We start from the raw sequence: 24246 nt of genomic DNA, 5'->3' as shown, positions 1-24246 counted from the left end.
AATGCTATTTGAGCAAGATTTCTCATTGTAATTTCTCTTCCTGACCTCTATAATAATATTTGGAGAGAAGGGTTGGAGAGTGTTGTTACTCAAGGAGGAATTACATGGAAAAAGAATTAAAAGATTTCCTAATAGGTATGAAAGATGAGCTGATTGGAGAAATTTCAGGATTAAAGTATGAGGTAAAAGAATTACAAAACCGAATGACAAGCCTTGAAGCAAGAATGACAAGTCTTGAAAATAGGGTATCCAGCCTTGAAGATAAGGTATCGAGCCTAGAATATAAGGTATCGAGCCTTGAAAACAGGGTGTCCAGTCTTGAAGTCGAAGTATCAGAGCTTAAGGCAAAAGTATCAAGTCTTGAAATACAAGTGACCCACTTAAATAATCGAATGGAAATGGTAGAATTTAAGCAGGGTATGACAAACAAGAAGTTGAAAGAACTGAATTATAATTATATCCTGCTTGACTTGAAGGTGGACAGGGGTTTTAGCCGTCTGAATGATTCGATGGACACTGTAATTCAAGTATTGGAGATGAATAAATTAATTCCGGCTTAACTGGAATTAAGAAAATGGATAGGCATCTAAAATAGCATCTATCGATGGGGCGATGATGCATAAGAAATGGGACTGTTGTGGCAGTTTCATTTCTTTTACCTCATAGGAAAGTTCTACAAATTTTCTGTGAAATAAAAAATATTTATGCGCACGAACGCAAGTGGAATATGTCACTATGTGACTATATTCAGTGCAACAAAGCGACCAAGTTCCTCATGAGTAAAGGACTTGGTCGCTTTGTTTTATTAACTAGTTTTTTTATACTTAATTACTCCATGCACCGCATAGGAGGCAAAGCACATAATGGATTTGAAAAGTCCAAAGCCCATATACCGATAAACCTTAAAGGTCATTTTTGCGGAATGAAGCTTGTGTCCTGACTTACCGGAATTGCTCAAACGATATTTAAGCAGCGGCTCATTTACTGCACAAGCCTTTTTGTATTTTTGCAAGATTTTAAGCCACATAATATAGTCTTCATGGCTGTCTTCATGCTCCATCGGAAACTCCAGTGCAACATCACGAAGCATCACGACCGAAGAACAGTTAATCAGGTTTTGCCCAAGCATCATATGATAAGTGATGTTTTCCGGTACGGGAATGATTTTTCCGGTCAATTTACCTTCAGGTGTCATCAGCTCACGTGCTGTACTGCATAGTACGCGTTGCTTGGCATCTAGGGTATCAAGCTGTCTGGATAGCTTGTGAGGCAGCCAATAATCATCTGCATCCAAAAAAGCTACATATTTTCCTTTTGCAAGGGCTACACCCTTATTTCTGGAGGCGGCAGCACCAATATTTTCTTCATTTCTGATACAGATAATATTGGGGCGGGAGCTGTATTGCAATAGCAGCTCCTGCGTGCCGTCATTGGAACAATCATCAATGATAATGAGTTCAAAAGGGACCTCCTGAATCAGTACCGAGTGTATAGCAGTTTCAATAAATTTTTCAGAATTATAGGCCGGCATAATAACCGAGACCAGTGGTTTTTCCATTCTTTCGCTCCTTAATACTTCGAATCCTTAGGCTTGTCTTTTACAGCGGTTTTCTGCCATTGTTCGACGCCTTCTGTATTCTCTTTCTGGAATAATATTTTAAAAGTCATTAACAACAGTTTAAAATCCAGCCATATCGAATAATTCTCTACATACATCAAATCCAGCTTCAGTTTGTCATACGGGGTGGTGTTGTATTTGCCATACACCTGTGCATAACCTGTGAGTCCAGCCTTTACCTTTAGACGGAACGGAAATTCAGGAATTTCCTTTTCATATTGCTTTGCAATAATCGGACGTTCCGGCCGCGGACCGACCAGAGACATATCTCCTTTTATAATATTAAAAATCTGCGGCAATTCATCAAAATGAATATTTCGAATGACTCTTCCTACCGGTGTTACGCGGCTGTCATTTTTCATGGCAAGTCTGGCTCCGTTTTTCTCAGAGTCCATTTTCATGCTTCTGAATTTGTATATCATAAATTTCTTATTGTTAAGAGTAAGACGTTCCTGCTTATAAAGAACAGGTCCTCTGTCATACGCCTTGACTAAAATTGCAATAATAAGCATAAACGGTGATGCGATAACAAGCATAATAAGAGACAACACCAAATCAAGCATACGTTTTGCAATTGCCTGCTCTAGATTTAACCCCCTGTTTCTGGAGAGCAGAAGCGGGGAATCAAATAAATGAATATTATCAGAGCCAAGAATAATGATATCAGACAGCTTCGGTGTAACATATACTCGGATGGAATATTTGAAACAGAACTTCAAAATATTGTTACGAATCTGGGAAGGTACATCGCAGATAATAACTGCCTCATAGCTGAGTATCTTTTCTAATATAACATCTTCGCCCTCACTGATATGAATGCTTTCCTGAATATCATACTTGTCCTTTCGAGAACCGACCTTTCGTATTAAGCTAAGGGGATCCCTGTCACCGTACACCATAATCATGCGGTGCGGTGGGTAAAGCTTCATATATATATATTTGCTCGCGACCGCCCATGCGCATATGATAACCACATCAATGGAAATAACCATCAAAATAGGCTTGATATCCATGATAGAGCGGCCAATCAGACAGATTTGCAGATAAGTAACCACATTTACCAAAAGCATGGACAAAATTTGTGAGAAAATTACATCGGACAATTTAAGATACCCTATCTTAAATCCACCGTAAACCTTCGAAAAAAAATACAGCAATACAATATATAAAATAATTACAACCCAATGTCCACGTCTCCAATAGCGCAGTTCCTTCGGAAGTGCCTGATTATAATAGTTCATCCAGACATTCCAAAATACGAAAGCCTCCAACACAATAATGGAAAGAACTTCCGCAAAAGTAATCAAACGCTTAAACTGTTCTTTATAATTCTCCAATTCTAGTACCTCTAATTCTTCCTTTTTTCAATAAAATCAAACGTATTCATAAAATTCCATATTCAGAGTTAGTGTAACAGAGGTAAAAATACTTGTCAATATTGTTGCCAAAAGTTAAGCATCTAAAATCTTGAGTTTTTCTTTTTTTACAAAAGTTTCACTAAATATTGACAAAATATTCAAAATTCAATAGAATATTTATAGTGCTAGAAAAAAATTAAATATATTTTTTACTAGAAGGATGATACATGAATATTACAAAAAAATGTTTGATGCTTTTTGTATTGAAACTTAATGTTTGAGTGAAATTTATGAATAATACTTTTAGAACAAAAAAAATATCGAATCAAGCAAGATTGCGTTAAAGCAGAGGAGGACATGGACATATGAGTCTAAAACTAATGAAAAAAAGGGTAGCTGTATTACTTACAATATCTATAATATTTGGTAATATATTACCTGTTTCAGCAGAAGTAACCCCCAATCAGTTGGAACAAAGTAATGAAATCGGTCAAGAAAGTAGTGGAACTGTCACGGGAGGTGCGATGACGATAGAATCTGACGAAGAGACGCCTCAGTTAGAACAGGAGATAGAAGAAATAGGATATCTCGAATCGAAATCATTGGAGAAGGATGAAGAGTACTCTTTTTTATTTCAGCCGGAAAAGAGTGCAAAATATTTTATACATGCTAAAGATCAAACTGAAATATCAGTCAAAGAGCAACTTGATAGTGAAACTTTTAAAGATATTGAAATTGTAGGTTTAACGATTGTAGATAATCAGCAAATGTGTGGCAGAGGATTTTATCTCGAAGAAGGGAAAACTTATCACATAGCTATAAAATCAGATAGCAACCAGACAATTAAAATAATCAGAGGATACAGTGTTTTTTTCTTTGATTATAATGAGTATACTACCTTTACAGAAGCAGGCGGAACAATTACTGCAGAAACAAATTTGAATGGATACTCTTCTTTGGTAGCAGAAGGACCTGAGGATATTAATGAAATTAAATTTAAGCGACTGTCATATCAAAGTGATAACTACTGGTATGCGGACTATTATAGGTATTATTCTGTGTACGAAGGAGATACCTTACAAGATATAATTACAACATATGAAGGTACTTGTAGAATACAGAATGGTTATTATGAATTAGAAGGATTATATGATAATAAAGATGAAGTCATAAATGATTCTGCTAGTATAGAGTCTGATATGTTAATACTTGCAAAATATGAAAAGGGTTCAGAAACTATTAATTATGATGAGACAGTACAGTTGAATAAGAACGAAGCAAGAATATTCGAATTTACTCCGGAAGAAACAGCACATTATCATTTGGTGTTTGATAATGCGTATTATTCAGAAGTTTCGGTGGCAGATGGGAATGAAGAACAAAAGTATAATGTTAGCAGTAATTATATAAACGGATCATATGTTCGGGGATATTATCTGGAAGAAGGACAGGTTTATAGCATTTATGTAAAGGCATCAGATGCGCAAGGATTAAAGATTAAAAAAGGGCAACTATTGTCTTATGTTGACTATGATATGTACAATGAATTTGTAAAAGATGGTGGTTCTATTGAGCTTGAAACAAACGATTTGGGGTATGTTCAAATGCTTGCAACGGCACCTAAAACAATGGATATCAGTAAATATAAAAACAAGATAGACTTAAAGGATATTGGGGAACATTATCAAGGATATGTTGGTAATTATTATGTTAGTACAGGTGGGGTGGTGCTTGAAGGGGATACTCTTAGAAGTTCGCTTGAGGATTATAAGTCTCTAAATGGTATAAACAATGAGTATTATGAATTAGAAAATTTTTATAATCCAGATGGTACGATTTTAAATCCGGATGATACAACAGAAGAAAACAAAATGGTTTTGGTAAAATATGAAGACAAGTCAGGTACGGCAGAAGAAATTGGAGTAAAAGAAGAAAAAACATTGTTAAAAAATCAATGGTATACATTTTCTTTTCAACCAAGTGAAACAGCGATATACTCTATGAATATAAATAGTGCCTCAGTTTCAATTGTTGATGAGGCAAAGAATCCAATCAATTCAGGGGCAGGAAACAGTTCTTATAGTTATTTCCTTAAGGGAGGAGAAAACTATACGATTTTTATAAAGCCATATGAGGATCAGCAATTTAGTATTCTAAAAGAGAATAAGCTATTTGTTATGGATTATGATGAATATTTTGGTTTTAAAAATGCGGGGGGAACGATTGATTTTTCAGTAGATGATGCCGGAGAAGTTACTATAAAAGCAGAAGGGTCAAATGATATAGATGACAGTAACTTTAGGTACATTAAAAAGCATACTGATGCAGAGGGCACTTATTGGGTAGTAAGCCCGTTTACAAGTTATGATTTGTTATCAGACAGTCAGCTAAAGAAAGTAGTGAGATCATACAAAAATGATTATGATATTGTAAATGGCTACTATGAACTTATTGATTTATATGATACTGCTGGTAATATAGTAGAGAATTCTCAAAAAATTAATAATAATACAATAATCTTAGCAAAGTATGTAAGTTACGTGGAACAGAGTGAGAATATAACTCTTTCCGAAACCAAGATTTTACAAGAAGATAGCACAAATGCATTTACCTTTACACCTGATAAAAATGGAATGTATTTTGTTCCGGACGAAGACGCTATTATCAGGATTATGGACGCCGATGGAAAGAAATTGAGTGACTCCGATTATTTAAGTACTGGAGAAAAAGGGCTTTCAGGATTCTTTTTAGAAAGTGGAAAAGAATATACGATTTATGTAAAAACTTATGATGAAGTTGAATTTAATATTAATAGAGGTTATAAAATATTTTATTTTGATTTTGATGAATATAATAGGTTTAAGGAACAAGACGGAAATCTGTATATTGAAACCAATCAGGGTGTTTCATTAAAAGCAGAGGCAGGAGATATTGAAGATGATTTCAGATATCTGAGCAAATTTGCTTATGGTTCGACTAATGAGTGGTATGCGAATTATTTTAGCTCTGAGTATATACTGGAAGGAGAGAGTATACAGAAATCAACGGATGATTATAAACAAAATTATAATATTACAGATTCGATTTATGAATTAGAGAATTTATATGATGTGTCAGGAAGTCTATTGGATACAACGCAAATAATTGAGGATAATATAATTGTTTTAGGCGAATATAAGAAAGCTGCTGTAGATGCAATAGAAATCGGATACAAAGAAACAAAAACATTAGAAAAGGATAAGTGGTATCAATTTACCTTTAAGCCAGATCAGAGTGCAACATATTATATGATAGCATCAAATAGTTATGTTCAGGTATTTGATGAGGCAAATGAGAATTTGGAGGATAACACTGATATATACATTCAAGACGAATACTATATCGGATACGATTTAAATGCAGGAGAGGAATATACTATTTATCTAAAAGCGTATGACAACCAAAATTTTGAAATAAGTCGTGCTTATAGTGTTAATTTCTTTGATTATGACGAGTATGAGGCGTTCACAGCCTCTGGTGGAACAATTAAAATTAATGCAGATGGGGCATATTCTTACTTGAATGTAACGGCTCCGTCTTCGGTCAATGATAGTAATTTTAGATATTTGAGCAAAGATGTATACACGGATGAGGGGGTTGAATATTTTAGTTGGTATGCAGACACTTATGACACATCTTATGTTTTAGATGGAGAAGTGCTTCAGCCAGTGATTGTGGATTATCAGGCAGACCATAAATATGCACATAAGTATACACTAAAAAGTCTAATTAAAAGTGATAAAACTGCAATTAATTTAAATGCAAAAGTCACGGATAACCTACTTATTCTTGCGAAATATGAACCAGAGTATGTGTATGTTCAGGGAATTAACATTAGTGGAAACAGTAGTATCAAAGTAGGGGAGAGCAGTCAGCTCTCAGCAGCGATAGATACAAAAGTAAAGTATAGTGCTACAAACGGTAAGCTGGTTTGGAGTTCTTCAAATACTAAGGTTGCTAGTGTTGATGCAAGTGGAAAAGTAAAAGGTATTGCCCAAGGGACGGCAAATATTACTGCAGCGTCCACCGATGGAGGAAATGCTGTTGCCACATTTAAAATCACCGTTAGCAAAGCGGAAGAGATTAAGGTGGAAGCGACGGGCTTGAAGCTTAATGTGTCAAAGATAACCATGAAAAAAGGAACAAAATATAACTGGTTAATGACAACTGTGACACCGTCGAATACTACGAACAAGACGATTACATGGACCTCTTCTAATACGAAGGTTGCTACGGTAAATGCGAATGGAGCTATTACAGCAAAGAAAGCAGGAAACGCAACAATAACTGCATCTACGTCAAATGGCAAAAAAGCAACGGTAAAAGTAACGGTTGGGACAAGTAATATAAAAGTAACAAAGGTTTCTTTAAACCTTAAGAGCAAAACAGTAACGGTTGGTGAAAAAGTAAAACTGACGGCTGCTGTAACTCCGGTAAATGCAACAAACAGCAAAGTTACCTGGAGCTCTTCTGATACAAAGGTTGCAAAAGTGTCCTCTAAAGGCGAAGTAACTGCTATTGGAGGGGGAAAAGCAAAGATAACTTGTACGGCAAAAGATGGAAGCGGTAAAAAAGCGACTTTTACCCTGACTGTTAAAAAGCCAGAGAAAACTAAAATTACAAGCATAAAAAGCGAGACGAAAAAAACTGCTGAATTAACATGGAAAGAGGTAAGCAAAGCAAGCGGATACGAAATTTACGCAGCGACATCAAAAAATGGAACCTATAAAAAGGTTGCAACTGTAAAAAATGGAAGCACAGTAAGCTATACAGTAAAAAAATTAAAATCAAAACAAAAATATTATTTTAAGGTTAAAGCTTATGTGAATGTATCTAAAACAAAAGTTTATAGCAATGACTCTGGTATAAAATCAATAAAAATCAAATAAGAGAAGGATAGCTGCCGCTTTGCGGCAGCTATTATAAAAAAATGGAAAATAATAAAAAGAAAATACATATAAAGATAGATGATATCCTGATTTATTTAACGGTAGGAATACTCCCTTTATTAGTAAGGCTTATCATTGTGAATACAAATTTAACACAGTTTCCTTGGTTCCCTAACATGGAAAAAACAGGAGATTTTTTTCTGTATATAAAAAGTATTGTTTTTATTTTTTTGGTAATAGGTATGAGTATTATAATGTTAGATAGACATTTGATACAAAGGAAAAAGATAAAATTCTCAAGAATTTTTTTTGCACTTATAAGCTATGCTGTTTTAATTATTCTTTCAACAATATTAAGTAAAAACCAATATTTTAGTTTGCATGGATTATTTGAGCAATATGAGTCGATATGGATATTACTAGGTTATTGTATTACAGTCTGCTATTGCTATACTGTGGTATCAACTGAAAAACAGATAAAAAACATATTGAATATTGTATATATAGCGGCAGCCGTTTTAGGAATACTTGGTGTTTTACAATTGTTTCAGCTAGATTTTTTTGGAACGAAGTTCGGAAAGTTTTTAATTATTCCAACTATACTAAAGGAATATAGGGACACAGTTATATTTAATTTTTCATCTACGAGTTTTAACCGTGTATATATGACATTGTACAATCCAAATTATGTAGGTGTTTATTTATGTATGGTATTTCCTTTGGTACTGGTAGGGCTATTTAACAGTAAATCCAAGAGAACTAAGATATTGTTATTTATATTAACAGGTATTTTAACAATTAATCTTATAGGTTGTGGCTCAAAAACCGCCTTAGTTGTGTTACCGATGCTCTTATTTATTTCCCTATGTATTTTTCGAAGGAGGATTATAAAGTATAAAAAATTTCTCAGGCTTGGTTTGGTTGTCTTAATTGCCACATTTGGTATTTTCCAGTACGCGACAGATGGAATATACATATACAGATTGCAGAATTCTTTGAGCATTATTAGGCAGGAATATAAATTAACAAAGATAGAGCCGCGTAAAAATGATGTTAAAATCATTTATGGAGAAGATGAATTGTATATTTTGTCCGAGTATACAGAAAATCAAACGTTAAGTTTACAGATAAAAGATGGAAATCAAAATGAGTTGCTTTTGAACGAAAAAACAGAGGAAGATGGCTATTATAAATTACAGGACAAGAAATACTCTAAATTAAGCTTTCTATCATACGAAAAAGACGGAATAAAGTATATTGCATTTCAATGCAACTCATTAAAATGGCGATTTACGGATGCACTTGAAAATGGTTATCAATATATAACAATTAACGGAAAAACGGATAAAATGGTAAACGCCCCGGCATTATTTGGTGGTTATGAGAAAATGATTACTTTTAGAGGGTATATTTGGGGCAGGACAATACCACTATTAAAAAATTATTTTTTTTATGGTGCCGGACCGGATCAGTTTGCCATTGTTTTTCCTCAAAATGATTATGTGATGCGTTCTAATATGAGTTATGGGTTCTTTACGGAGACATTAACAAAGCCACACAGCTTATATCTTCAGATTGCAGTTCAGACCGGTGTTTTATCTTTAATCTGCTTTCTGGTGTTTGTAGGAAATTATTTAAGTACCAGTTTTAAGTTATTAATTTACAAAAAGGAATATAATAGTCTGGATTTAGTAGGGATTTCTATTTTTCTTGCAATAATTGGATATTTACTATGTGGGATAACCAATGACTCTTGCATTGCTGTAGCACCTATATTTTGGGTGTTACTTGGAGTAGGAATGGCCGTAAATCGAATTCTGAAACCGTCTGCATGATACTCTGAAGTTTCCACCAAAAGTGCCATGATTATTTACTACATGCTTTTCACGCTCAAAAGCGGCATTGATGAAGCTAATCTTTCTAATTGGTTGGTAATTGTGAAAACGACAAATATAAGTTGAGTGGAAGGATAGAATCTATCTAAAATATTAAATAAATTGTAAGTATTTAACTTTTGACTTATGCAGAGTGCTGCTTTATAATTTATTTTAAGTGGATATTCAGAGTATCCAGAATATGACAGGGAAGAGGAGAAAAGATGCGATTAATTAAAAAGGTTTTAGCGATGAGTTTGGTAACTGCTTTAACTTTTACCAGCATTCAGATGCCGGTAAACGCAACTGCAGCTTCTGTTTCCTCTACAGGTACAGAAGTGCAGGTGGAGACAGGGGACAGTGAGGCAGCAGAGCAGAGTACGCAAGAGCAGGAGATTGGCAACGATACAGTCGATCAGACAACTGATGTACAGAGTACAGAAGAACAAAACTCCGCTGCGTCAAATGAAGATGAGCAGTTGACAGAAGAAGGCGGACAAACAACAGATGAGCAGACAGCAAAGGATGACGAAGCTGTAACAGATGAGACTGTTTCAGAAGCACAGGAAATGTTTCAGACAGCCTTGGCAGGAAACGGAACAGTTGCCCTTTCAGAGGACTTGAATGTTGATGAAGTGGTAGAGCTTACTCTTCCAGAGGGTATGGAAGAGGCAGAATTAACACTTGAATTAAACGGCTACACAATGAGTTCCGAACAGGCAGAAGCATTGTTTTATGTAGCGGAAGGCGTTACCCTCTCGATTGCAGGGGAAGGCAGCATCGTAAATAAGGCAGATAACGGAAGTGTAATTTATAATGAAGGAACAGTTAATTTAGACAATGCTGATTTACTTGCAACAGGCAGTAAGAGTATAGGTGTTCTGAACAACAGCACTTTGGGCGAAAAAGGACTTGTGATTAAGAGCGGTACTATTAAGGCTGAGTGGTTTGCAGTAGGAAAGACAGCAAAGGCAGAAGTGTCGAAAAATCGACCAACTGCCTTTTTTGCAGCGGCAGGAATTGTACTTTCTACCACAACAGAAGAGATTGAACAAGGTGACTATAGCATAGATGAAAATGCAACATTGACGGAAGAGACGGCGGACAGCATTGCAGTAGAGGGAGCAGCAAAGGATAGCGATACACAGGAAACAACGCCGGAAACGCCACAGGAGACAACACCGGAAGAGACACCGACAACTCCTTCAACAACTGATGTGCCGGCACAGACGGATACTGTGGATGCAACAACTGTTGTCGCTCCGGCAAGACCTCTCAATGTGACAGCCACAGTGAGCAGCTATAACAACATAAAAATCACATGGAGCAGTGTCACAGACGCGAAGGGATATATTGTTGAGCGTATGCAGAATGGTGTAGAAAGTACCTATGTAGAAAAATACAACGGAACTGCTACGACATTTAGCGATACCGATATCTTAGTCGGTAAAGACTATTCTTACCGGGTGTATGCTTTTGTCAATGATGAAGAAAATAAGGCTGTAAAGAGTGAAGTAAGTGTTGTTGTGACAGCAAAGACAACGATTGCGGCGCCGACATCCTTGACGGCAGTTCAATCTTCTGCAACAAAGATAGCTCTTACCTGGAAAGGTGTAACAGGAGCAGCTAAATATAATGTATATCAATCCAAAAACGGTGGTGCTTATACGTTGCTTGGTTCAACGACGAGTGCGAGCTATACGGCTTCCGGATTGAAAACAAAGACGAAGTACTCCTATAAGATAACAGCGGTAAACGGAACTTATGAGAGTGACGGCAGCAATATCCAGTCATTGTATGCAGCGGCAGCAGGTGTTACAAAGCTGAAGGCATCAAGCAGTGCATATAATAAGATTAATTTATCATGGAAAAAAGCCAGCGGTGCCACCAAATATGTAATCTATCGTTCTACAAATGAGGCAACCGGTTATAAAAAACTAAAAACGGTTACTTCTGTAAAATATACAGATACGGTAAAAGCAGGCGTTACATATTATTATAAGGTTATTTCTTATTCCGATAAGGCAAAGGGTGGAACAAGCGCAGTTGTATCCGCAGTGACAAAGCCGGAAAAACCTACGAATGTAAAAGCAACGTATAAATCATATAACTCGGTTACAATATCCTGGTCAAAAGCAGGTGGAGCCGGAAGCTATGCAATTTATCGTTCCACATCAGAAAAATCAGGTTATACATTAGTAGGTACTGCATCTAAGAGCAAAAAATCCTATACGGACAAAACAGCGGTTGCAGGAAATAAGTATTACTACAAAGTTTGCGCAGTGGCAAATAAAGTAGAGAGCAAGGCAAGCAAGGTGGCATCTGTAAAGGTTAAGCCGGGTGCAATAAGCAAATTAGCGGTTAGCAGTGCAGGGGGAAAGAGTGTTAAATTGACATGGTCTGCAGGAAAGGGTGCAACAGTTTACCGTATTTACCGCTCCACGAGCAGTAACTCGGGTTATAAGAAGATTGCAGAGACAAGTAGCTTAAATTATACGGATACAGGTTTAAAAAACGGAAAAACCTATTATTACAGAGTATATGCAAGAGCAAAGAGTGTCAACAGTGATTATAAACAGACCTCCTATGTGAATCCGAAATCAATTTCTTTGAATACGACTTCATTGAATTTGGAAGGCGGTGCAACCGCTAAATTAACGGTATCCTTTAATCCGAGCAGCGTCTCGAACACCACAATTACGTGGAGCAGTGCGAATACAAAAGTTGCAACGGTTTCGAAAAAGGGTGTTGTATCAGCAGTAGCGACAGGTGTTACAACGATTACAGCGACAGCGATTAACGGAGTGACAGCTACCTGTGAAGTAGGAGTAAATCAGGAAACCAGCGGAGTGGTAATTGTATTAGACCCTGGACATGGCGGTTCTGATCCTGGAGCTGTTTCAGGTTCTCTGCGTGAAAGCGCATTAAACCTTAAGATTTCACAATACACAAAGGCAGAGCTTGAGAAATACAGCGGAGTTGTTGTAAAGATGACAAGAACAGGCGATACCTACGTAGGACTTGAAGAGAGAACGGTAATTGCAAAGAATTACGGAGCAGATATGTTTATCAGCCAGCATTTAAATTCAGCAGCATCTTCTGCAAACGGAGCGGAAGTATATTATTCTAATAACAGCAGCTTTAAGACTACCTCTTCGGCACTTGGTTCTAAAATATTAAGCAGACTGCAAGGTGTGGGTCTGAACAACCGAGGAGTTAAAACAAAGCTTTCCTCTGACGGCGTAAATGACTACTATTCTGTTATTCGTAATAGTGTTAGCAGAGGTTTCCCGGGAATTATTGTGGAGGCTGCATTTATAACAGGCTCTGATGACAGAGATATTTTATCAACTGAGGCGGGATTGAAGTATATTGGAGTTGCAACGGCAACGGCAATTGCAGAATATTACGGACTTAGCAAGAAATAAAATGAGAAATAATAGGAGAACAGGCAGCGGTGAATAAAAGGATTATTGCAATTATTATAACTGCCGTGATGTTATTTCCCAATGTTTCAATGACTGCCTTGGCTTCTGGCGATATGCCGGAGGTACAAGGCAGTTATACTTCTACTTATGATTTGCCTGGTGATATAGAGGCAGGAGATTATACAATAGAAGAGAATTCTACTGTCATAGAGAATACAGAAAGTGAAGTTGCAGTAGAAGGGGAAAATAACGAGGAGAAAAAGGCAGATAGCGAAGAAACAAACGAGGAGAAAAAGGCAGATAGCGAAGAAACAAACGAAGAGATAGTAGAAGAAACACAGCCGGATACTACGGTGACAAGTCAGGGACAAACCGGGGAGAATGCGGGAGACAAACAAACCGAAGATGGGGGTACAGATAGCTCTACCGGAGGCACAGAGGGCACAAAAGATCAAACAGTGCCTGAGCAGCCCCCAATCGTTTACCCGGGAAAAATCAGCAGTCTTACGGCGAAGGTTCAGAACATAACGGTCTCTTTGACATGGAAAAAGGCAGAAAATGCAGAAAGCTATGTGATTTACCGTTCAACAAGCAAGAACTCTGGTTTTGAGGAGATTGGCGGGACGACAAAGTTAAAGTACACAGATAAGACGGCGGTACAGGGAAAGAGCTATTATTACAGGGTCTGTGCCAAAGGAAACGGTGTTTTCGGAGAAGGTGTTACGACCTCCAAGGCGAGCAAAATTCCGCTAGGTCCTAAAGGTGTAAAGTCTTTAAAGTACAAGGCGGAAACCTATAATACGATCAATCTGTCGTGGAAGGCGAGCAAGGGAGCCACCAAGTATGTAATTTATCGTTCAACCAGTAAGGAAGGAACGTATAAAAAGGTAAAAACAACGACGGGTACGACATATCGACAGACAAAGGTAAAGTGCGGTCAGGTTTATTACTATAAGATAGTTCCTTACTCTGATAAGATTCCGGGAACTGCAAAGATAATAAAAGCATATACAAAACCAAATGCAGTGACGAACTTAAAGGCAAGCATCAGTAAGGAAAATGTTAAACTCACATGGAAAAAGAGCAAGGGAGCTGCTAGCTATGTGATTTACCGCTCCACAAAGAAAAACTCTGGCTTTACCCAGATTGGGGAAAGCAAAAGTGCAAAATATACGGATACAGGAATGTCAGATGGGAAGACTTACTATTATCGGGTATATTCGCTTAGCAATGGAACAAAGGGAAAAGCGGTTTTAGTCAAAATAAAGGTTCCGAAGAAAAATACGGCGGATTTGTCTCAGGAGATGAGGGCGGTCTGGATATCCTATCTGGATTACGGAACACTAAAGGATAAAAGCAAGAGTGAATTCACCAAGAATATTAATGCTATGTATGATGCGGCGCTGGCGCAAAACTTAAATACTGTAATTGTGCACGTAAGAGCTTTTAGTGATGCAGTGTATCCGTCAGAATACTATGGTTGGGCAAACTTTATCTCCTCGAGTGATGACGGACCGAGTTATGATCCGCTGGAGATTATGGTGACGGAAGCACATAAAAAGGGTCTCCTTTTTCAGGCATGGATTAATCCATATCGGACTGCGGATGGAGGCAGAGTAAATCCGGCGAGCACTAGTGCAATTAAAAAGATTGTTGGTGGTGTGGAAGAAATTGTAAAGAACTATGACGTTGATGGAATTCACTTTGACGATTATTTCTATCTGTCGACAGACAGCACAAGCCAAAGCAAAAAGATGGAAAATGTAAATTTGATGATACGACAGGTTTATGATAAAATCAAATCCATTGATTCCAACGTGATATTTGGAATAAGTCCGGCAGGAAATGTGGAATACGCAAAATCCATTGGCTGTGATGTGGAGACATGGCTGTCGGAAACAGGGTATATCGATTATATTTGTCCGCAGCTATATTGGTCAGATGACTATGTGACGGCAAGCGGAGTGTCGAGCAAGATGTTTACAAATACAATGAAGCAGTGGGCGGCATTAAACAAAAACGGTACTGCCATGTATGCAGGACTTGCATTGTATAAGGTAGGTGCACCGGTCACATCAGTATGGGGCGATGACCTAGGCTGGGGAAGCAGCGCTTCCAACCTTTATAACCAGTATAAGGCAGCAAAAAATGCAGGATATAAGGGGTACAGTCTGTACCGGTATGAATCCTTTGGCTTACCGGCGGCAAAGACAGAGCTTGCGAATTTAAAAAAGCTTTCAAAGTAAAGCGATAGCCACGAATGCGCATACAAAAATATTTCTTGAAGCATTTGCCTTATAATGGTATAATGTCGCTAGACATTATACCCCCGAATGGGGATATAGCGTGAATTACGGAGTAATTCACATAATTGTTTCAAGTATGCAACAAAATAAATTATAAATTATCAGTGGAGGAATTATCATGAGAACATATCTGGTAACAGGCGGAGCTGGTTTTATCGGTTCAAACTATATACACTATATGTTTAAGAAGTATAACAATGAGATTCGTATTATTAACGTGGACGTATTAACCTATGCCGGCAATCTGGAAAATTTAAAGGGCGTAGAGGAAAGAGAAAACTATACCTTTGTGAAAGCGGACATTTGTGATAAAGAGGCAATTGAGAAAATTTTTGCGGAAAATGATATTGACAGAGTTGTTCATTTTGCGGCAGAAAGTCATGTAGACAGAAGTATTAAAAATCCGGAGGTATTTGTACAGACCAACGTACTAGGTACTCTCGTTATGCTGAATGCAGCGAAAAACGCATGGCTTCTGGAGGACGGAAGCTTTAAGGAAGGCAAGAAATTCCTTCATGTTTCCACAGACGAGGTATATGGCTCTTTGGAAGAGGAAGGAACATTCTTCTATGAGACAACCCCAATTGATCCTCACAGCCCGTATTCAGCAAGTAAAGCATCCTCTGATATGCTTGTAAAGGCATATGTGGATACTTATAAGTTTCCTGCAAATATTACAAACTGCAGCAACAACTATGGACCTTACCAGTTCCCGGAGAAGCTGATTCCGCTTATTATCAACAATGCCTTACAGGGAAAGAAGCTTCCGGTATACGGTACAGGAACAAACGTAAGAGACTGGCTCTATGTGGATGATCATGCAAAGGCAATCGATATGGTTCAGGAAAACGGAAAAATCGGTGAACGCTACAATATCGGCGGACACAATGAAAAGCAGAATATTGAGATTATTAATATTATTCTGGAGACCTTACAGGAAATGCTTCCAGAAAATGACGAGAGAAGAAAGCTTGTGAGCAAGGATTTGATTACCTATGTGGAAGACAGAAAAGGTCATGATATGCGTTATGCAATTGCACCGGATAAGATAAAGGAAGAAATCGGCTGGTATCCGGAGACCATGTTTAAGGATGGCATCAAGCTTACAATCAAATGGTATTTTGAGAATGAGGACTGGCTTAAAAACGTGACAAGCGGTGACTATCAGAAATACTACAAGGATATGTATACACAAGAGGAAGGAAAGTAATATTACTTTTCAAAAATAAAAACAGAAACGGCAGTATCTATGAAATTCTGGGTACTGCCTATCATATGTTTTAAAGCAGAAAGATGGAGGATTGAAAGATGAAGGGAATTATATTAGCAGGTGGTTCCGGAACGCGCCTATATCCACTTACAAAAGCAATTTCAAAGCAGATTATGCCAGTTTATGATAAACCGATGATTTACTATCCGTTGTCAACCTTAATGCTTGCGGGAATCAAAGATATTTTGATTATTTCGACACCGAGAGATTTGCCGGTGTTTGAAGAACTTTTCGGTACAGGAGAGCAGTTGGGACTTAACATGTCTTACGCCGTTCAAGAGACACCGAGAGGACTTGCGGATGCATTTATAGTAGGTGAGAAGTTTATTGGGAAGGATAAAGTTGCGCTTGTACTTGGAGACAATATTTTCTACGGACAGAGCTTTTCAGATGTATTAAAGAAAGCGGCAGAAAGAGAAACAGGTGCTACTATTTTTGGTTACTATGTAAAGGATCCGAGAGAATACGGTGTTGTGGAATTTGATGAAAACGGCAAAGCACTGTCCATCGAGGAAAAACCGGAGAATCCAAAATCCAATTATGCGGTTCCGGGTTTATATTTCTATGACAATGATGTTGTGGATATCGCTAAAAATGTAAAGCCTTCTGCAAGAGGAGAAATTGAAATAACAAGTGTAAACAACGAATATTTAAAGAGACAGACCTTAAGCGTGGAGACACTGGGAAGAGGATTTGCATGGCTTGATACAGGAAGTCATGATCAGCTTCTTGATGCGGCTGACTTTGTGGCGGCATTCCAGAAACGCCAGGGCTTGTATATTTCCTGTATTGAGGAAATTGCCTATAAGCGAGGCTTTATTGATAAAACGCAGCTCATCAACCTTGCCCAGCCGCTGCTTAAGACGGCATACGGACAATATTTGATGGATGTTGCAAACGGATTGTAGAAAAGAGAGGCTTTAGAGATGGGAAAAATTAAAGTTACAACATGTGAGATAGAGGGCTTAAAGGTAATTGAGCCTACTGTATTTGGAGATGAGAGAGGATATTTTGTAGAGACATACAACCGGAATGATTTTGTGGAAGCAGGAATTGATTGCCAGTTTGTTCAGGACAATCAGTCAGGCTCCAAAAAAGGTGTGCTGCGTGGTCTTCATTTCCAAAAGGAGTTTCCTCAGGACAAGCTTGTTCGTGTGGTAAGTGGAGAAGTGTTTGACGTTGCAGTGGATTTAAGAGAGGGGTCAAAGACGTACGGAAAGTGGTTTGGCGTTATCCTGTCTGCTGAGAACAAAAAGCAGTTCTTTATTCCGAAAAACTTTGCACATGGCTTTTTAGTTCTCTCTGAAAGTGCAGAATTTGCATATAAATGTACAGATTTTTATCACCCGAATGACGAAGGGGGAATCCTTTGGAGTGATCCTGAAATCGGTGTTGAATGGCCGATACCGGAGGGAATGGAGCTTATCATTTCCGATAAGGATACAAAGTGGGAAGGTATTTCGGGACTGAAGAAACGAGGTTAAAGATGAGTTTTATTGAAAGCATAAAAGACGTTTTCGGTAAACGAAGACTTATTATGTCCTTGGCAGCTGCAGACTTTCGAAAAAGATTTGTCGGTTCTTATTTTGGGGTTGCATGGATGTTCGTGCAACCCATTGTAACGATTGTCATTTATTTTCTGGTGTTTCAGGTTGCCTTCCGCGGTAATCCGCCGATTGATGTGCCTTATATCATATGGTTTATTCCGGGAATTATTCCGTGGTTCTTTTTTAGCGAGGCGTTGAATCATGCTACCAACTGTCTGTTTGAATACAGTTATCTTGTAAAAAAGGTTGTGTTCAAGGTCAGTATTTTACCGCTGGTAAAGATTGTGTCATGCATTTTTGTACATGGAATATTTTTACTTATTATGATGGCTGTGTTTTTCTTATATGGAAAGACCCCGTCGATTTACTGGCTGCAGGTGTTCTACTATGCCTTTTGCATGGTGATACTGCTGATTGGGCTATCATTTATTACGGCATCGATTACGGTACTGTTTCGGGATATGGCTCAGATAGTAAATATCGGTTTGCAGCTTGCCATGTGGGCGACGCCGATTATGTGGCATCCTCAGATGGAGCAATTTAAAGGAAAGCTGGACCCTTATTTGTGGGTATTTAAAATAAACCCGATGTATTATGTTGTGGAGGGATACAGGGCGAGTCTTATCAGCCATGTCGGCTTTTGGGAGCTGCCGGGTGACACCCTGTATTTTTGGTGCTTCACGCTGGTCACCTTTGTTTTGGGGCTTACGTTATTTAAGAAATTAAAACCCCATTTTGCAGATGTATTGTAAAGAGGAAGAGATGTTATGCTTGCGATTCGTATTGAGAATTTAAGTAAGGTCTATAAGCTTTATGAGAAACCGATAGAACGTTTGAAGGAGACGCTTAGTCCCTTCAAAAAGGTCTATCATAAGAGCTTCTATGCCTTGAATAATATAAGCTTTGATGTAAAGCAGGGAGAGACCGTTGGTATCGTAGGGACAAACGGCTCTGGTAAATCAACTATTTTGAAAATAATTACAGGTGTGTTGACGCCCACAGAGGGAAGGGTGGAAATCAACGGAAAGATTTCCGCACTCCTGGAGCTTGGTGCAGGTTTTAATATGGAGTACACCGGTATTGAGAATATATACTTAAACGGCACTATGATGGGCTTTACGAAAAAAGAGATGACAGAGAAGATCCCCGCTATTTTGGAGTTTGCGGATATCGGTGATTTTGTACATCAGCCCGTAAAAACTTACTCAAGCGGTATGCTTGTGCGCCTTGCCTTTGCAACGGCAATCAACGTAGAGCCGGAAATATTGATTGTAGATGAAGCGTTGTCTGTCGGTGATGTGTTTTTTCAGGCAAAATGCTTTAATAAAATAAATGAGATTAAAGAAAAGGGAACAACCATCCTTTTGGTTACCCATGACATGAGCAGTATTATCAAGTACTGCGATAAAGCAATTTTGTTAAATCGTGGTAACTTCGTGGAGGAAGGAAAGCCGAATGTCATTGTTGATTTGTACAAGAAAATACTGGCAAACCAGTATGATCCGGCTAAGACAGTGGAGGCGGCAGAAGCAGCGGCAATTCAGGTTGACAGCAGCAAAAAGTGGATGAGCCAGCTTTCTATCAATCCTAATCAAGATGTGTATGGAGATAAAAGAGCAGAGATTACCGACGTCGGACTTTTTGATGACCAGGACAGACTTACAAACCTGATTATGAAGGGAAAAGAATTCAGTATTAAGATGAAGGTTACTTTTCACGAAACGATCAGTGAACCGATTTTTGCTTTTACCATTAAGGACACAAAGGGAACCGAGCTTGCAGGTACGAATACGATGGTGGAAAACACCGGTGTAAAAATGTGTGAGAAAGGAAAAACTTACATTATTTCCTTTACACAGAAAATGATGCTGCAAGGAAAGGATTATCTGATTTCTCTTGGTTGTACGGGCTTTGAAAACGGTGAATTTGTAATCTATGACCGCATGTATGATGTGGTTAACATAAGCGTTATTTCAAATAAAAATACAGTGGGTGTCTATGATATGGATACAGCGATTTTGTTTGACGAAGAGTAGGAATGAGGATACTCGCAACCGGCTTAAGGCTGTGATTGGAGGTAACAATGGACAAAGAGGTTTTAAATCTTACTTACTATAAAGGGGAGGACCTTTATAGCGATGGAGATGTGGAAGATAAAATATTAGAAATTTTTAAAAGCGGTGAGGATATACAAAAGCGCTTGATGCAGGATGATGACTGGGCTATTTTGTATCATCTCTCACCTATCCGGCAAAATATTTTAGAGTGGTATGACTTCGAGAAAGATGCCACTGTACTTGAAATCGGCTCGGGCTGTGGTGCCATATCGGGGCTTTTTTGTGAAAAGGTAAAGCGGGTTGTCGGTATTGAATTATCCAAGCGCCGTTCTACAATTAATGCGGAACGCAATAAAAAGTACGACAATTTAGAGATTATGGTAGGAAACTTTGAGGACATTGAACTGACAGAAAAGTTTGATTATGTAACCCTGATTGGCGTGTTGGAATATGCGGACAGCTACATCAATTCTCCAAAGCCTTATGAGGAAATGCTTCGCCGAGTGAAAAAATTCTTGAAGCCGGGCGGAAAGCTGATTATTGCGATTGAGAATAAATTTGGCTTAAAGTATTTTGCAGGCGCGATGGAGGACCATACAGGCAATTTATTTGATGGAATTGAAAATTATAAAAATGTATCCAGCGTGAGAACCTTTTCCAAAAATGAGATAGAGGAGCTGCTTGCACGTGCAGGCTACGAAGATAGTCAGTTCTATTATCCGGTTCCTGATTATAAGCTCCCATCAGCGGTTTATGCAGAGGGGTATCTGCCAAAGGCAGGAGATTTGCGAAATATGTCTGCGGCGTATGACAGAGCTCGTTTTAAGCTGTTTGATGAGGATATTGTATATGACCAGTTTTGCAAGGATGAGAAATTTGAGTATTTTTCCAATTCTTTTTTGATTTTTGCTAAGGCTTAACGGAGGTAAACATGAAAAATGTCTTATTTGTAAAATACAATAGAACAAGAAGACTGAAATATCAGATTAGCACATGTATTTATGAAGAGAACGGCGTGCGGTATGTGGAGAAAAAAGCACTGAATGAAGAGGCGGTTCCTCACATTGAGAGCCTGAAAGAGAAATCCGAAAAGCTGGGCAAGGTGCAAAGGGAAGTCAAGGTGCTTCTGCCGAGGATTGAGGGCAGGTCTGCTTTTTATGAGTTTGTAGACGGGGTAACCTTACAGGATTCCTTGTTTCCAGAGCTTGATAATAAAGAGGCTTTAATTGAAAAATTAAAGATGATTAACGACAGAATTTTTTGCTTTGAGGAGCAGTGCTTAGAGGCGTTTCAGATATCGGAGACATTTCAAGAAATCTTCGGAGAGGCAAAAGGAGTTCACGGTGTTGGCGTAAAGCCTGCCAATATAGATTGCCAGTATGACAACTATATTGAAAAAGACGGCGAAATATATCTGCTGGACTGCGAATGGGTGGCGGACTGCCTTGTTCCGGTTGATTATTTGAAATACAGAAGTGTATTCTACTTTTATCAAAGGTATAGGATGTATCTGGAGAAAACAATGTCGGAGGAGGAATTTTTAGCACAGTTCGGCTTTACAGCGGAATTGGCGGAAATTTACTTTGATATGGAGGACCACTACCAGCACTATGCCCACGGAAAGAACCGTGAGTATATTTATACGGATAATTATAAAAAGCCGATTAAATCCAGAGATAATCTGGAGGAAGAGGGCTTTGACATAAGCAGCTTTAAGCTGCTTCAGGATAAGGACAAGGATATTGAGCACTTAAATGAGCTTTGCTATATCAAGGACAATACCATATCCGACAAGGACAAGTATATTCAGGATTTGGAGGCTATTATTCAAAAAATGCGTTCCAATCCGATGTATAAAATAGGGCGGGCACCTGTAAAAGCAGTGAAAACTGTCAGGGGTCTGTTTCAAAAAAAAAACCAGCACATTGAAACAATAGAATTTTCTATTGTAGAAAAGCCGGTTGTGACGATTGTAATACCTGTCTACAACCAGTTTGACTTTACTTATCAATGTTTAAAGTCAATCAAAGAAAACACAACCCAAATTCCATATGAAATCATTATCGGTGATGACGTATCAACCGATAGAACAAAGGATTTATCCAAGTATGTGAGCAATATTACAGTCATACGAAATGATAAAAATTTAGGCTTTCTTAGAAATTGCAATAAGGCGGCAAGCCATGCAAGAGGTACCTATATCCTGTTTTTAAACAATGACACAACAGTGGAAAAAGACTGGCTGACGCCTTTGGTTTCCCTTATGGAAGCGGATGAAAAAATAGGAATAACAGGCTCCAGGCTTGTGTACCCGAATGGCATTTTGCAGGAGGCAGGCGGGGTTATATGGAGTAACGGCGATGGATGGAACTATGGCAGAAACGATTTGAGTGATAAGCCGGAGTACAACTATGTGAAGGAAGTGGATTACATTTCCGGTGCAGCCATGATGATACGAAAAGAGCTCTGGACGAAAATCGGAGGCTTTGACGAGCGATTTGCTCCTGCCTATTATGAGGATACGGACCTTGCGTTCGCGGTGAGAAAGGAAGGTTACACGGTAGTGTATCAGCCGAAATCAGTGGTCGTTCACTATGAAGGAATATCAAATGGGACAGACACTGAGTCGGGTATCAAGAAGTATCAGGTTGAAAACAAAGAAAAATTTAAGGAAAAATGGACAAAAGAATTAAGAAAACAGTGCGATAATCCAAATGACCTCTTTTTGGCGAGGGACAGAAGCAAGGATAAAAAAATTGCTGTTTTTATTGACCGCTATGTACCGCAATATGACAAGGATGCAGGATCTAAGTCTACGCTGGCATATATAAGGACATTCCAGAAAATGGGCTATTGCGTCAAATTTATTCCGGAGGATTTCAAAGCGGATTCGGTTTATTCTGTCTATTTAGAACAATTAGGAGTAGAGGTCCTTACCGGCAGCTTTTACTTATTAAATATAGAAAAATGGATTGCGGATTATGGAAAACACATTGATATTGTATTTTCCAGCCGTCCATATACAACCTTTAAGTTTCTTGCTGTTATAAAGGAGAATATTAAGGGAAAACTAATTTATTATGGGCATGATTTACATTATGCAAGGGAAATGCAGGAATATAGGCTGACAAGGGAAAAATCTCTGTTAGCCCATGCAAACCAAATGAAGCAGTTGGAATATGCTATCATGGAGGAGGCGGATATGGTTTATTACCCGTCCTACCTTGAGATAGAGGAGATTGCCAAGGAAAATCCTGCTATAAAGGCAGTGGCAATTCCGGTCTATGTATATGATGGTGAAAATAGGAAGAAGCCGAAAGCGGCATCTCTTCGCGGTAACCTTATGTTTGTGGGTGGATTTGCGCATGCGCCGAATGTGGATGCAGTCAGTTGGTTTGTCAAAGAAGTGTTTCCAAAGGTGCTGAGCGTATTTCCAGACATTGTATTTCAGGTGATTGGTTCCAATCCGCCGGAGGAAATCACAAGCCTTGCTTCCAAGAATGTGGTAATCAGAGGCTTTGTGACAGAGGACGAGCTGGAGGAAATTTATGTGCAGTCAAGAATTGCCGTCGTACCGCTTCGTTTTGGAGCAGGTATGAAAGGAAAAGTAATTGAGGCACTTTACAATCATGTTCCGGTTGTGACGACAAGCGTCGGTGCACAGGGCTTACAGGAATACGACAGGGTGATGAAGGTGGAGGATGAAGCAGAACGCTTTGCTCAGGCGGTTATCTCTCTGTATGAAAATACAAAAGAATTAGATGATATGTCAGCTGCCATGCCTGATTATATTAAAACCTATTTCAGCATGGAGGCAGCCGAAAAAATATTAACGACTGTCAGTTAGCGAGAGTCGGAGG

The 24246-nt window shown here is 38.4% G+C and carries 14 protein-coding genes; 12 read left to right on the top strand and 2 right to left on the bottom strand.

Features of this window, described 5'->3' with window-relative positions; genetic code table 11:
• The first annotated feature begins 104 nt into the window (after nucleotides 1-104).
• Nucleotides 105-560 carry a hypothetical protein gene (locus CTY48_RS02820; protein ID WP_099467002.1) on the top strand — a complete coding sequence of 152 codons (456 nt, stop codon included), beginning with the start codon at nucleotides 105-107 and terminating at the stop codon, nucleotides 558-560.
• 245 nt (nucleotides 561-805) lie between these two features.
• On the opposite strand, the gene CTY48_RS02815 is transcribed toward CTY48_RS02820, so the two are convergent.
• Together CTY48_RS02815 and CTY48_RS02810 are read right to left on the bottom strand one after the other, a co-directional pair.
• Nucleotides 806-1558, bottom strand: coding sequence for a glycosyltransferase family 2 protein (locus CTY48_RS02815; RefSeq protein ID WP_099467001.1), 753 nt, complete (start codon nucleotides 1556-1558; stop codon nucleotides 806-808).
• Nucleotides 1559-1569: 11 nt separating this feature from the next.
• Nucleotides 1570-2955: a sugar transferase gene (locus CTY48_RS02810; RefSeq protein WP_236354708.1), complete on the bottom strand. Its 1386-nt coding sequence runs from the start codon at nucleotides 2953-2955 to the stop codon at nucleotides 1570-1572.
• 386 nt (nucleotides 2956-3341) lie between these two features.
• Between CTY48_RS02810 and CTY48_RS02805 the strand changes: the two genes are divergently transcribed.
• The 11 genes from CTY48_RS02805 (at nucleotide 3342) to CTY48_RS02755 (ending at nucleotide 24233) form a co-directional block, all read left to right on the top strand.
• Nucleotides 3342-7904, top strand: coding sequence for an Ig-like domain-containing protein (locus CTY48_RS02805; RefSeq protein WP_099467000.1), 4563 nt, complete (start codon nucleotides 3342-3344; stop codon nucleotides 7902-7904).
• Nucleotides 7905-7945: 41 nt separating this feature from the next.
• Nucleotides 7946-9739 (top strand): O-antigen ligase family protein, encoded by a 1794-nt coding sequence (locus CTY48_RS02800; RefSeq protein WP_099466999.1) that lies wholly within the window; start codon nucleotides 7946-7948, stop codon nucleotides 9737-9739.
• A gap of 263 nt (nucleotides 9740-10002) precedes the next feature.
• Nucleotides 10003-13206 (top strand): N-acetylmuramoyl-L-alanine amidase, encoded by a 3204-nt coding sequence (locus tag CTY48_RS02795; protein WP_099466998.1) that lies wholly within the window; start codon nucleotides 10003-10005, stop codon nucleotides 13204-13206.
• A 29-nt stretch (nucleotides 13207-13235) separates the two neighbouring features.
• Complete coding sequence (locus CTY48_RS02790) at nucleotides 13236-15452, top strand: family 10 glycosylhydrolase (RefSeq protein ID WP_099466997.1); 2217 nt, start codon at nucleotides 13236-13238, stop codon at nucleotides 15450-15452.
• A gap of 178 nt (nucleotides 15453-15630) precedes the next feature.
• A complete protein-coding gene (gene rfbB / locus CTY48_RS02785) occupies nucleotides 15631-16722 on the top strand; it encodes a dTDP-glucose 4,6-dehydratase (RefSeq protein ID WP_099466996.1) in 1092 nt (363 codons plus the stop codon).
• 98 nt (nucleotides 16723-16820) lie between these two features.
• The gene (rfbA, locus tag CTY48_RS02780) at nucleotides 16821-17690 is read left to right on the top strand and encodes a glucose-1-phosphate thymidylyltransferase RfbA (RefSeq protein WP_099466995.1); all 870 of its coding nucleotides are present in this window, start codon (nucleotides 16821-16823) and stop codon (nucleotides 17688-17690) included.
• 18 nt (nucleotides 17691-17708) lie between these two features.
• Nucleotides 17709-18266 (top strand): dTDP-4-dehydrorhamnose 3,5-epimerase, encoded by a 558-nt coding sequence (gene rfbC / locus CTY48_RS02775; RefSeq protein ID WP_099466994.1) that lies wholly within the window; start codon nucleotides 17709-17711, stop codon nucleotides 18264-18266.
• Nucleotides 18267-18268: 2 nt separating this feature from the next.
• Nucleotides 18269-19081 (top strand): ABC transporter permease, encoded by an 813-nt coding sequence (locus CTY48_RS02770; protein WP_099466993.1) that lies wholly within the window; start codon nucleotides 18269-18271, stop codon nucleotides 19079-19081.
• Nucleotides 19082-19096: 15 nt separating this feature from the next.
• Complete coding sequence (locus CTY48_RS02765; protein WP_099466992.1) at nucleotides 19097-20365, top strand: ABC transporter ATP-binding protein; 1269 nt, start codon at nucleotides 19097-19099, stop codon at nucleotides 20363-20365.
• A gap of 47 nt (nucleotides 20366-20412) precedes the next feature.
• The gene (locus tag CTY48_RS02760; RefSeq protein WP_099466991.1) at nucleotides 20413-21306 is read left to right on the top strand and encodes a methyltransferase domain-containing protein; all 894 of its coding nucleotides are present in this window, start codon (nucleotides 20413-20415) and stop codon (nucleotides 21304-21306) included.
• An 11-nt stretch (nucleotides 21307-21317) separates the two neighbouring features.
• A complete protein-coding gene (locus tag CTY48_RS02755) occupies nucleotides 21318-24233 on the top strand; it encodes a glycosyltransferase (RefSeq protein WP_099466990.1) in 2916 nt (971 codons plus the stop codon).
• Nucleotides 24234-24246: the final 13 nt, after the last annotated feature.

This window comes from Konateibacter massiliensis (assembly GCF_900184995.1).
GTDB classification, from domain to species: Bacteria; Bacillota; Clostridia; order Lachnospirales; family Lachnospiraceae; genus Lachnotalea; species Lachnotalea massiliensis.
The sequence above is the reverse complement of the archived record's forward strand: the minus strand, read 5'-3'. Positions and strand labels throughout refer to the sequence as shown.